Annotated in this window: 6 protein-coding genes; 3 read left to right on the top strand and 3 right to left on the bottom strand. The window is 39.7% G+C overall.

Annotated elements, in window-relative coordinates; all coding sequences use genetic code 11:
• Positions 1-20: 20 nt before the first annotated feature.
• The 3 genes from UABAM_RS13915 to UABAM_RS13905 form a co-directional block, all read right to left on the bottom strand.
• The gene (locus UABAM_RS13915; RefSeq protein ID WP_151968612.1) at positions 21-221 is read right to left on the bottom strand and encodes a hypothetical protein; all 201 of its coding nucleotides are present in this window, start codon (positions 219-221) and stop codon (positions 21-23) included.
• Positions 221-2455: a phage/plasmid primase, P4 family gene (locus tag UABAM_RS13910; protein ID WP_151968611.1), complete on the bottom strand. Its 2235-nt coding sequence runs from the start codon at positions 2453-2455 to the stop codon at positions 221-223. The genes UABAM_RS13915 and UABAM_RS13910 overlap by 1 nt, the downstream gene beginning before the upstream one ends.
• An 80-nt stretch (positions 2456-2535) precedes the next feature.
• Positions 2536-2748: a helix-turn-helix domain-containing protein gene (locus UABAM_RS13905; protein ID WP_151968610.1), complete on the bottom strand. Its 213-nt coding sequence runs from the start codon at positions 2746-2748 to the stop codon at positions 2536-2538.
• A 156-nt stretch (positions 2749-2904) separates the two neighbouring features.
• Between UABAM_RS13905 and UABAM_RS13900 the strand changes: the two genes are divergently transcribed.
• The 3 genes from UABAM_RS13900 (at position 2905) to UABAM_RS13890 (ending at position 13000) form a co-directional block, all read left to right on the top strand.
• On the top strand, positions 2905-3411 hold the full coding sequence (locus tag UABAM_RS13900; protein WP_151968609.1) for a helix-turn-helix domain-containing protein: 507 nt from the start codon (positions 2905-2907) through the stop codon (positions 3409-3411).
• 486 nt (positions 3412-3897) lie between these two features.
• Entirely contained in the window at positions 3898-11841 is a 7944-nt protein-coding gene (locus UABAM_RS13895; RefSeq protein WP_173013315.1) for a HEAT repeat domain-containing protein, read from the top strand.
• A gap of 199 nt (positions 11842-12040) precedes the next feature.
• Positions 12041-13000, top strand: a complete 960-nt coding sequence (locus UABAM_RS13890) for a HEAT repeat domain-containing protein (RefSeq protein ID WP_151968607.1) — start codon at positions 12041-12043, stop codon at positions 12998-13000.
• Position 13001: the final 1 nt, after the last annotated feature.

Below are 13001 nucleotides of genomic sequence, written 5' to 3'. Positions count from 1 at the left end.
TTAGATCAATAATAGCCCAGTTATTCATTTTCATGAAAAAATCTCCATAATTCTTCACCATCGAGCCAAGTAAATAATCCGTGCTTTGCTGACATTATATAGTCTAGCTCTTGTAAAGAGTAACCCAAATCAATACCTTTGCGATATAACTTTGCAACTAACTTGCGTGGACACTTTATTTGTTTTTGTATATGCGCTGGTGGTTTGCATTTAATTGCCATTATGTTTGCCCACAGTAAATGTAGTTATAGATTTCCTGAGTGTTTTGTTCTGTCCATTTTCTCGCGATTAGTTTAATTCCCGTGTAGTAGTTTGGGCGAAAGCCATTTTCGTTTTTGATGGATAGCTTCTTCTTTACAATTTTTGGTGCGATTTTCTTTAACTCTTTACCCATCTTAGAAGCGCTGTAGCACTTATGACCGGAGCTAGAACACCAAAGTGCGTATTGCTCATAAAGGTCCATGCACAACACATCATTGCCTTCCTGAATTTCACAACAATCATTGACAAACTGTAGCAATGGATTACTGTATTCGCGAAACTCTTTCATTGTGTTGTTCATTGCTTGCGATTTTGTCATCTTGAAGTTGTTGTCTTGTAGTCGTTGTAAACCTTCCAACGCCCAATTTAAAACTCCAGGTAATTCTTCTTCCCAAATCTCGTACTTGAGATTTTCATTACGCTCCTCTTCTGACCATGTTTTGGCAATTTCAATGATGTCGAACCTACGATAAAAACCGTGTGAGCGATCCTTAGTCGGAATAAAGTCATTGGCGGCAAAAACAAGACGCGCATAGTTGTCAAAATAGAATCCGTCGCGGCCTTTGAACTCACCATGAAGTCGTCCACCGGAGATCAAATTCTTGACACGATCATCAATCGGAATTGTTGTCTTGTTGTCGCTACAAATATTGACCATTTTGTTGCGCAGTTTCGCGGTGTTAAAACGACCAAAAATCTCCGAGAGATCTAAACTACAAGAGTATTCTTTCAACAACGCTTGTAATGTTTCTACGATGACTGTTTTGCCGTTTCCCCCTGGCCCCATAAGATACAAAGCTTTTTCAATCCGTGTATCAGGTATAAGACAATACCCAAACCACTCTTGCAGGCGCATTAAAGTTGCTTCGTCAAGCTCCGTTTCCCACAAAAACGTTTTCCACTTAGGGCAATCAGCTTCGGGAACATAGTTCGTATTTACCTTGGAAGTAAAATACAAGTCCTTATCATGTTCGCGCATCTCCATCGATGTCAAATCTAAGACACCATTTTGCAGGTTGAGAAATTGCTTATTTTTGTCAAAATCAAAGCCTAACTGTTGCTGAACAGCATAGTTCTGTATCTGAAAATAAACATCTTCGACAATAGATTTACGGCACAGTTTGTCTCCAAGTTTATGCTGGATAAACGCCTTGATACGTCGCCCGTTTTCTGGTTCTTCCACCCAAATCCCGCTTGACTTATCGTAGGTCCAAAAAGTGGATTGATGAAAAATAAGACCATCGCCATACTCCGCCAATACAGTTTTCGCCAATAGCCCAGGAATCACCGACTGTTTACCGCGCTCACTAACTTCAATCCACTCCGGAGATTCTTCGCGAATGGCATCAACGCGACACTTCTCCACCATGGCTTTGATCATTCCCTTGCCAATGGCAGTGTGTTTTCTTACCTTAAAGCGATCCCATAAGATCGTGATGTCGTTCTTGTCATACTTAAAAGCTTCGAGTTTTTGTGCCAAGTAAAGATGATTTACCGCCGCAATTTCAGTAAAACAATTGTCATTGCACTTCGACTCATCTAAGGCCGTTTTCAAAGCCATTTGTGGTGAAGAAACTGCCGTCAACCAGTCATCAACTTTTTCGTACTCTTCTGGCCAGTGCAAAAAGTAAACAATCGCACCGCGCTTCCACAAAAACAAAAACAGTGACAACAGTTGCTTTTCTTCGTCTGGGTTACGTTCATTAGGACGATCAAAAGCGATATAAACCTCACGTCCCTTTAACGTAATACTTTGCCAGTCTCTGGTATTCCAAGTGCTAATTCCCGCAGATCCTAAACACAGAAAATCATCACCAATTTCCTGAGTAAGCTTTGCACACTTCTTTTCACCTTCGGTAAGAATAATAGGCTTCTTTGCCTTATGAAACTTTTTCTCTTCGCCATCAAGGTAGTACAACCAACAACCACCCTTTTTCGGCGATAAATACTTGGCACCTTGCAATTGCGGAAAAAGTTTAACGCGCACAAAATCTTGCTGATAAGGAATCACCATAATCTCGCTGGTGACCTGCGCTAGATTTTGCCCATCGTACTTAGCAAAACCTAAATTTTCTTTGAGCCAATCCGTTTTCTTCCTAGCAAGTGAATACACTCGCATGCGTTGAATTGTCTCTTGGTTTAATCCCGATCTCTGTAAATCAGAAATCGAATACTCAAGTAGTTCTGTAGCCATTAACACTCCTAGCTATAAACCATGCATACGACCTACCTCAAAAAAAACTTCTACGATTTATCCAACACCAAACAATTACTTCACAATATTGCTCTCCTGTGGCAAAACTCCTCAGACAAAACACCCATCGACAACAACACTTCTAATTTTTGTATTTGCTCAAAATTAGGTATGATTTTTCCACTTTCCCACTTACACACCAAAGAAGATCCACACTCCATGAGCCGTGCAAGTTCCTTTTGGGAAATTTTGAGCTGCTTTCTCCGATTTCGAATAGTATTTCCAAGATTCATTACACTTCTCCATTATTTCCTCTTGGGAAAATAATAATATCCAATTAGGAAAATGTCAACCCGGGAAATTTCTCTTTGGGAACTTTTTTGTGAAAAAGTTGGCATATTTCTATATAGCTGTTATTATTCAATGTAAGAAATATTAAGGAGTAGGACGTGAATATAGGAGAGTTGATAAATTTAGGGCTAACCAAGAAAAAAATGTCGCAAAAGGAACTCGCGAACCTTGTAGGTGTGAATCCACCGGCAGTGACCAAGTGGATCAGCGGGAAAAATAGCCCACCAGCAGATAAGCTAATTAAAATAATAAGCCTGCTAAACCTGACCGAAGAGTTCTTTCCCGAAAGGAAACAAGAACTCGAAAAGCTAGACAAAGAAACGAACCAAATAAATGCCCGTTTAGAAAAGTTAGAAAGCCTATTTGAGCAAGACGCACACGAAAACAATAAGAAGAAAATACAAGCGTTAGAGGCAGAAAACGCGATGTTGAGAGCAGCTATAGGAGACTTTGACCGGCAAGAACTAATAGAATCTATGCACCTCTTACGCAGTTTCGATTACGATGCGTTGCGAGAGGCGAGCAATCTAATTGAAGAATTTGGCAGCGCGATTTTAAAGAAAGCCGCCAAAAACCTAACCCGCAAAAAAGTGAAACAAGCCTAATCTCATTCCTTTGCAACAAGTTATGAAATGAAACTACGGAAAAAATACGGTTCAAAGTTGGCGAAACACAATTCTGCTATCTCCGCAAAAAAATATGTTAAAGTAAGCATGTCTACACTGGTAAAACTGTCTTTACTTTTCCCCACCTCGTCTAGTTTCTCTTCTTCCAATTAATTTTTTTCATCATTGAGTTGCCTGATTAATTTCTGGGTATCTTCTCTAGATATATGATTTTATTCTTCTGAAAACACGAATAAAATCTTCAAAGTATCAAAGTCACCTTTCTGAAATAAAATTATCATGGTCTCAGTAAAACAAAATTCATCACAAAAATATGGTAATCGAAAATACCTTATCCATAACTATTTTATTGATAAGTCTAAGCCAAAGTTAATTCTGTTTAACATCAAGTAGATTTGAAACATCGCATTAAACTTGCTATAGTATTTTATGATTTTGAAGATGTCTTTTTTGATGAGGTTTCTTATGATCGGTAAAACATATTTACAACATGCTATTATACTTTTTGTGTTATTTAATCTGGCATTTACGCAATCCGAAGACAAAAATTTAAACGCACGGCTAAAGACAATAGTAAAACAGCTACAATCCTCTAATGCACAATTGCGATTTTCAGCGCTAGCTGAGCTGGAGAAACTGGGAACTGCGACAAAAGCAATTCGTCCAAATTTAGAAAAAGCTTTGAATCAAGCAAATGGACGAAGTAAGCTAGCAATTATGCATGCTATCGGTATTATTGATCAACTAAAGAATAAAAAAGACTCTGATCAATATATAACGAAAAAAATAGCCACTAAACGTTCTTTAGCATCACGAGTGTCCAAAAACCTTGGTGGCCTCAATATCCTTGGTGTCAGTAACGACTTTCGGCAACGATTGCGCTATGGTAAACGACACGCACTAGTAATTGGGATTAACAAGTACAACAAATACTACCCTGAGTTAGATGGACCAAACTACGATGCTGGTGAAGTCGCATCTGTTTTGAGCAGTCGTTACGGCTTTGAAAATGTAGTATATCTTTGCGATGAAATTCCCAAAAATGTCTATCGCCGAAGTGAGATAAAAGAGGAAACCCAAAATAAATTCACGCCTTATGGAAAATCATATACCGCAACATATGGTAAAGAAACGATTGTAGAGACTCCGCTCATTACCAAAAAAGTTGTAGAAGGTCTTTTAACGCAAACTTTTGCAAAAGTAGATTCTAACGACGCTATTTTTCTGTTTTACGCAGGACACGGTGTACCTGGTCACATTGTCGCAACTCCAGAACACAAAAACGACAACGGCTATATTTCGCTAACAAAAATCGCCAAGAAACTTTCGCAAAAAAACGCCAAACACACGTTGATGGTACTCGACTGCTGTTTTGGCGGATCTCTTCTCCAAGACCAGTACAAACCAAAACTCGAAGGTTACAACAATGCCACTTTTCAATTTGGTACAGGAGAAAATATAGATCGCGTTTTTGCCCGTAGATCTTTTCAGGTAATCAGTGCTGGAACTGGGAATGAAGTAGTGGCAGATAAACTAAGCACCTCAACAAAGTATGCACAACTCACTGACACCAGTGGTCACTCCCCTTTTTCCGCAGTACTCTTACAAGCATTGAAAGGGTTGGTCGGGCGAGACGATGGTATAGTTCTGACATCTGACTTAGGTTACTACATGATGACGAACCTCACTAACGACAAACGTTTGGATGCTAAGCAAACACCTCGTTATGGCAGTCTTGGAGGTGATGGTGACTTTATGTTTTTTCCGGCGTACAAAGTTCTCAACCCAAAGCTTCTAGCACCACTATACCTGAGCGACAAAGTGTACGCCGACTTTCGTAGTTCCGGATGTGAAGCATTGGGGAAGTTTATCGACACTTACTCTGAGCAAGATCAAATTTCTCTAACGAAAAGTGCGCTACATCACATTGCAAAACTACTCGAAGATGAAGAACCCATTCCACGAAAAACTGCTTTGAAGTTTATCCAGGAGAAGGCCCAAAGACACGTTAGGAAAATAAAAGAATTTGACAACGTTGTATCTGCACTTACAAATTATTTTTCTTACGAGGATGAAGAACCCAAAGTGATAAATCTGGAAAGCTTCTTTTCTCTGAAGAATCTGAAACAAAGTGAAGCAGATTTGTATGAAGTTGTCGATTGTTTGGGAACGCTGCACATTTATGCAGACGATAAGGCGGTTGACATCCTTCAAAAGTATAGCAAAAGGTTAAAGTTGAAATGGGAAGAATTGTCGAAAGATAGAGTCAAGCCGCGAAGTGTGACAGTGAAACTAAACAAGCTAGAGAATCTCGAAAAACTAATTGGTGGAACATACCAAAATCAAGCCCTGATACTTCACCAGATAATTCAAGAATACCAATGGCTAACAACTTCTGGAATTCAAGAGTTAGAGTTTTATGAGAATCGTATGAATCTGTTTTTATCCAACACTGAAAATTCCGAGCGTACAAAAGCATTCGATTCATTAAAGAGTGAGTTTGAAGATAGTGATTTCGAAAAATATTTCAAAGTAAGAGATCAATATCTTAGAAAACAGGTTTTAGGATACCTTGAAAAAAAGGGAAAAGATTTAGATCTACTATTCAAACTATTCAATGAAGAAAATGAAAATATCAAAACGGATATAGCGAAAGATCTAGAGATAATAGGAAAAAGGGCTTTTTTAGCTATTGTTAATGAATTAAAAACTGACCAAAGCCAAAATCAAATATCGAAAAAGCTATTATTTGCTTTTCATCGTTGGAAAAAAGACTCACTGTTTGGATTAATAGACCAACTAAACCAAAAAGATCAAGATTTTTTTATTCCCGTTTTCGCAGAGGCAAATTTTGATAACCTTTATGAGGTGATAATAAATCGTAATCAAAGTAATGATGTAAGATCGAAAGCAGCTTTTATTATAATGAAAAGTGATATGAAGGAAGCTTTTATAGCTAAATTTTTCCTCTCCCTCAGTGAAAGGAGCGTGTTTGAAAAACAAAGAGCCATAGATATTATAACGTCGCAAGAAAAATATTTAGTAGTTAAGATTTTTTTAGAATTATTAAAAGACAAAAATCTAAATGTGAGAGGCTCTGCTGCAGAGGCATTGGGAAAGATGGGAGAAAAAGCAGAGAAAGCAGTACCAGCACTTATTCTTGCTCTAAAAGACCAAGTTCCAAATGTGAGAAGAGGTGCAACGGAGGCATTGGGAGAGATAGGAGAAAAAGCAGAGGAAGCAGTACCAGCACTTATTCTTGCTCTAAAAGACCAAGTTCCAAATGTGAGAAGAGGTGCAACGGAGGCATTGGGAGAGATAGGAGAAAAAGCAGAGGAAGCAGTTCCAGCACTTATTCTTGCTCTAAAAGACCAAGTTCCAAATGTGAGAAGAGGTGCAACGGAGGCATTGGGAGAGATAGGAGAAAAAGCAGAGGAAGCAGTTCCAGCACTTATTCTTGCTCTAAAAGACCTATATCCAAATGTGAGAAGAGGTGCAACGGAGGCATTGGGAGAGATAGGAGAAAAAGCAGAGGAAGCAGTTCCAGCACTTATTCTTGCTCTAAAAGACGTATATCCAAGTGTGTACAGAGGTGCAACGGAGGCATTAGGTAAAATAGGAGAAAAAGCAGAGAAAGCAGTACCAGCACTTATTCTTGCTCTAAAAAACCAATCTCCGTACGTGAGAAGAGGTGCAACGGAGGCATTGGGAGAGATAGGAGAAAAAGCAGAGGAAGCAGTTCCAGCACTTATTCTTGCACTAAAAGACGAGAGTAATGATGTTAGAAAAAATGCCACAAATGCTCTGAGCGAAGTAGGAGAAAAGGCCATACCAGCACTTATTCTTGCAATAAAAGACGAGAGTAATGATGTTAGAAAAAATGCCACAAATGCTCTGAGCAAAGTAGGAGAAAAGGCCATACTAGCACTTATTCTTGCACTAAAAGACGAGAATAATGACGTTAGAGCCCAGGCAGCAAGGGCATTGGGGGAAATAGGAGAAAAAGCGGAAAAAGCGGTGCCAGCTCTCATTCTTGCTCTCAAAGACCAGAATGACGTTAGAGCCCAGGCAGCAAGGGCATTGGGGGAAATAGGAGAAAAAGCGGAAAAAGCGGTGCCAGCTCTCATTCTTGCTCTCAAAGGCCAGAATAATGATGTTAGAACTCAGGCAGCAAGGGCATTGGGGGAAATAGGAGAAAAAGCGGAAAAAGCGGTGCCAGCTCTCATTCTTGCTCTCAAAGACCAGAATAATTATGTTAGAAACCAAGCAGCAAGGGCATTGGGGAGGATAGGAAAAAAAGAGGAGAAAGCAGTACCGGTTCTTATTGATGCTCTAAAAAACCAATCTCCGTACGTGAGAAGTTCTGCAGCAAAGGCATTGGGAGAGATAGGAGAAAAAGCGGAGAAAGCAGTACCGGTTCTTATTGATGCTCTAAAAGACCTGGATGACGGTGTGAGATGTTATGCAGCAGAGGCATTGGGAGAGATAGGAGAAAAAGCGGAGAAAGCAGTACCGGTTCTTATTGATGCTCTAAAAGACCTGGATGACGGTGTGAGATGTTATGCAGCAGAGGCATTGGGAGAGATAGGAGAAAAAGCGAAGAAGGCAGTACCAGCTCTTATTATTGCACTAAAAGACCAGGATGGAAGTGTGAGAAGATCTGCAGCAACAGCACTGGGAATGATAGGAGAAAAAGCAGAGAAGTCAGTATCAGCTCTTATTATTGCTCTAAAAGATCAATACCCTGATGTGAGAGAATCTGTAGCAGAGGCATTGGGAGGAATAGGAGAAAAAGCAGAGAAGTCAGTATCAGCTCTTATTATTGCTCTAAAAGACCCTTACTTCGATGTGAGAAGATCTGCAGCAAAGGCATTGGTAAAAATAGAAGGAAAAGCAGAGAAAGCGGTACCAGCTCTTATCGATGTTCTAAAAGACCAGAATGAAAATATTAGAATATCTGCAGCTGAGGCGTTAGGTAAAATAGGAGAGAAAGCAGAGAAAGCAGAGAAAGCAGAGAAAGCAGAGAAAGCAGAGAAAGCAGAGAAAGCAGAGAAAGCAGAGAAAGCAGAGAAAGCAGTATCAGCATTTATTATTGCACTAAAAGACCAGGATATAAATGTTGGAATATCTGCAGCTGAGACATTAGGTAAAATAAAAGAAGTAGAAAATGTGGAGTTTTTAACTTTTCTTATAAAAGCCCAGGAGGAAAATGTGAGAAAGTTTGTAGCATGGGCATTGGGAGAGATAGGAGAAAAAGCAGAGAAAGCAGTACCAGCACTTATTCTTGCACTAAAAGATCAGGATGGAAGTGTGAGAAAGTTTGTAGCACGGGCATTGGGAGAGATAGGAGAAAAAGCAGAGAAAGCAGTACCAGCACTTATTCTTGCACTAAAAGACCAGGATGGAAGTGTGAGAAAGTTTGTAGCATGGGCATTGGGAGAGATAGGAGAAAAAGCAGAGAAAGCAGTACCAGCACTTATTCTTGCACTAAAAGACCAGGATGAAAATATTAGAATATCTGCAGCAGAGGCATTAGGTAAAATAGGAGAGAAAGCAGAGAAAGCAGTGCCAGCACTTATTCTTGCACTAAAAGACCAGGATATAAATGTTGGAATATCTGCAGCAGAGGCATTAGGTAAAATAGGAGAAGTAGAAAATGTGGAGCTTTTAACTTTTCTTATAAAAGACCAGGATGAAAATGTGAGAAGATCCGCAGCAAGTGCATTGGGTAAAATAGGGGAGAAAGCAGTACCAGCACTTACTATTACACTAAAAGACCCTTACTTCGATGTGAGAGAATCTGTAGCAGAGGCATTGGGAGGAATAGGAGAAAAAGCAGAGAAAGCAGTACCAGCACTTATTCTTGCACTAAAAGACCAGAATAATTATGTTAGAAAAAATGCCACAAATGCTCTGAGCAAAGTAGGAGAAAAGGCCATACCAGCACTTATTCTTGCACTAAAAGACCAGAATAATTATGTTAGAAAAAATGCCACAAATGCTCTGAGCAAAGTAGGAGAAAAGGCCATACCAGCACTTATTCTTGCACTAAAAGACCAGAATAATGATGTTAGAAAAAATGCAGCAAGGGCATTGGGGGAAATAGGAGAAAAAGCGGAAAAAGCGGCGCCAGCTCTCATTATTGCTCTCAAAGACCAGAATGACGACGTTAGAAAAAATGCAGCAAGGGCATTGGGGGAAATAGGAGAAAAAACGGAAAAAGCGGTGCCAGCTCTCATTCTTGCACTAAAAGACCAGAATAATGATGTGAGAGAATCTGTAGCAGAGGCATTGGGGAAAATAGTAGGAGAAAAAGCGGAAAAAGCGGTGCCAGCTCTCATTATTGCTCTCAAAGACCAGAATGAAAATATTAGAAAAAATGCAGCAAGGGCGTTAGGTAAAATAGGAGAAAAAGCGGAAAAAGCGGCGCCAGCTCTTATTCTCGCTCTCAAAGACCAGAATAAGCACGTTAGAACCGAGGCAGTATGGGCATTGAGGGAAATAGGAGAAAAAGCGGAAAAAGTGGTGCCAGCTCTCATTCTTAATTTCAAAGACCCAGATTATTATGTTAGAATGTATTCATCAAGTGTGTTAGTTAAAATAGGAGAAAAAGCAGTACCAGCTCTTATTATTGCTCTCAAAGACCAGAATGACGACGTTAGAAAAAATGCAGCAAGGGCATTGGGAAGAATAGGAGAAAAAGCGGAAAAAGCGGTGCCAGCTCTTATTCTCGCTCTCAAAGACCAGAATAAGCACGTTAGAACCGAGGCAGTATGGGCATTGAGGGAAATAGGAGAAAAAGCGGAAAAAGCAGTGCCAGCTCTCATTCTTGCACTAAAAGACCAGAATGACGACGTTAGAACCCAGGCAGCATGGGCATTGGGAGGAATAGGAGAAAAAGCAGTACCAACTCTTATTGATGCTCTAAAAGACCAGGATGGAAGTGTGAGAAGAGGTGCAACGGAGGCATTGGGAGAGATAGGAGAGAAAGCAGAGAGAGCAGTACCAGCTCTTATTGATGCTCTAAAAGACCAGGATGGAAGTGTGAGAAGAGGTGCAACGGAGGCATTGGGAGAGATAGGAGAGAAAGCAGAGAAAGCAGTACCAGCTCTTATTGATGCTCTAAAAGACCAGGATGGAAGTGTGAGAAGAGGTGCAACGGAGGCATTGGGAGAGATAGGAGAGAAAGCAGAGAAAGCAGAGAAAGCAGTACCAGCTCTTATTTATGCTCTAAAAGACCAGAATAATGAAGTTAGAACCGAGGCAGTATGGGCATTGGGAAAAATAGGAGAAAAAGCAGGTAAAGCAGTACCAGCTCTCATTCTTACTCTAAAAGACCAGAGTAATTATGTTAGAACCCAGGCAGTAAGGGCATTGGGAAAAATAGGAAAAAAAGCGGAAAAAGCAGTGCCAGCTCTCATTCTTGCACTAAAAGACCGGAATAATGACATTAGAACCGAGGCAGCATGGGCATTGGGGGAAATAGGAGAAAAAGCAGTTAAAGCAGTACCAGCTCTCATTCTTACTCTAAAAGATCTGGATGATTGGGTTAGAACCCAGGCAGCACGGACGTTGGGGGAAATAGGAGAAAAAGCGGAAAAAGCGGTGCCAGCTCTCATTCTTGCACTAAAAGACCGGAATAATGACATTAGAACCGAGGCAGCATGGGCATTGGGGGAAATAGGAGAAAAAGTAGGTAAAGCAGTACCAGCTCTCATTCTTACTCTAAAAGATCAATACCCTGATGTGAGAGAATCTGCAGCAGAGGCATTAGGTAAAATAGGAGAAAAAGCAGTACCAGCTCTCATTCTTGCTCTAAAAGATCTGGATGATTGGGTTAGAACCCAGGCAGCACGGACGTTGGGGGAAATAGGAGAAAAAGCGGAAAAAGCGGTGCCAGCTCTCATTCTTGCACTAAAAGACCAGAATAATGAAGTTAGAACCCAGGCAGCATGGGCATTGGGGGAAATAAGAGAAAAAGCAGGTAAAGCAGTACCAGCTCTCATTCTTACTCTAAAAGATCAATACCCTGATGTTAAAAAATCTGCAGCAGAGGCATTGGGTAAAATAGGAGAAAAAGCTTTACCTTCCATTAGAAGTTTTATTCAAAATAAAGAAGATAAATTAGTAATAGAATTAGGCCTTGAAGCTTTGAATTATTATTTTTGGGACTACGTATACATGAATGAAAACAAAAAGGCTTTTAGTCAAATAGATATAGAACTTTTATCGCAATCGACAGATAAATACCATCTTAATACAGTAGCAGCCATTTATGCTTGGCAAGGAAGTGCAAAAGAAGCAAATGAATATGCAGTCAAAGCTGTGAAAAAAACCCCCAAAAGAGTGAAGTTACTACTTGAAGGAAAATCTCCCAAACAAGTAGAAGAAAAAATGAAAAAAGAATAACAGTTCATATTGTGAATCTCAATATGAATTGTTTTGGCAGTTAAAGTATGTCATTTCTTTTTAGATGTAGACTTGTTTTTTTGCGAGATTTAAGCCAGGTTTTGCTACTTAGGGGAATGTGCCACTAACTGTGGACATTACATTTCTATACCTAAACGATCAGGGAACATAATAACTAACTGTTGGAGGATGAGCTCTTATTCTTGCTCTAAACGGCCAGGATCAACGGGCAAGACTTTTTGCAATTAAGGCATTGGGAAAAATAGGAGAAAAAGCAGAGAAAGCGGTGCCTGATTTGATTCTTCTGTTGAAAGATGAAAGGCCAAATGAGATAAATTCTGTAATTGAAGCATTGGGAGGAATAGGAAAAATAGGAGAAAAAGCAGTACCAGCTCTTATTCTTGCTCTAAAGAACCAGGATAAATCTGTGAAAAGTTCTGCAGTAAAAGTATTGGGAAACATAGGAGAAAAAGCAGTACCAGCTCTTATTCTTGTTCTAAACAGCCAGGATCAACGGGCAAGACTTTTTGCAATTGAGGCATTGGGTAAAATAGGAGAAAAAGCAGAGAAAGCAGTATCTGATTTGATTCTTCTGTTGAAAGACGAGGATGAATCGGTGAGAAGATCTGTAATTGAAGCATTGGGAGAAAAAGCAGAGAAAGCAGTGCCTGATTTGATTCTTCTGTTGAAAGACAAGGATTCGTACTTGAGAAGTTCTGTAATTAAAGCATTGGGAGAAAAAGCAAGGAAAGCATTACCAGCACTTATTCTTGCACTAAAAGATCAGAGTTGGGAAGTGAGGCGAAGTGCAGCATGGGTATTGGGCAAAATAGGAGAAAAAGCCTTACCTTCTATTAGAAGTTTTATTCAAAATAAAGAAGATAAATTAGGCCTCGAAGCTTTGAATTCTTATTTTTGGGATTATGTATACATTAAAGAAAGCAAAAAGGCTTTTAGTCAAATAGATATAGAGCTTTTATCGCAATCGACAGATAAAAACCATCTTGATACAGTAGCAGCTATTTATGCGTGGCAAGGAAATAGAAAAAAAGCAAATGATTATGCTGTCAAAGCCTTAGAAAAAACGACCAAAAGATTGAAATTACTACTCGAAGGGAAATCTCTTAAACAAGTAGAAGAAGAAATGCGGAAAAAATAAT

It is taken from the genome of Candidatus Uabimicrobium amorphum, from assembly GCF_009002475.1.
GTDB classification, from domain to species: Bacteria; Planctomycetota; Uabimicrobiia; order Uabimicrobiales; family Uabimicrobiaceae; genus Uabimicrobium; species Uabimicrobium amorphum.
Note: the sequence above shows the minus strand (reverse complement) of the source record. Positions and strands in the feature narration are given on the sequence as shown.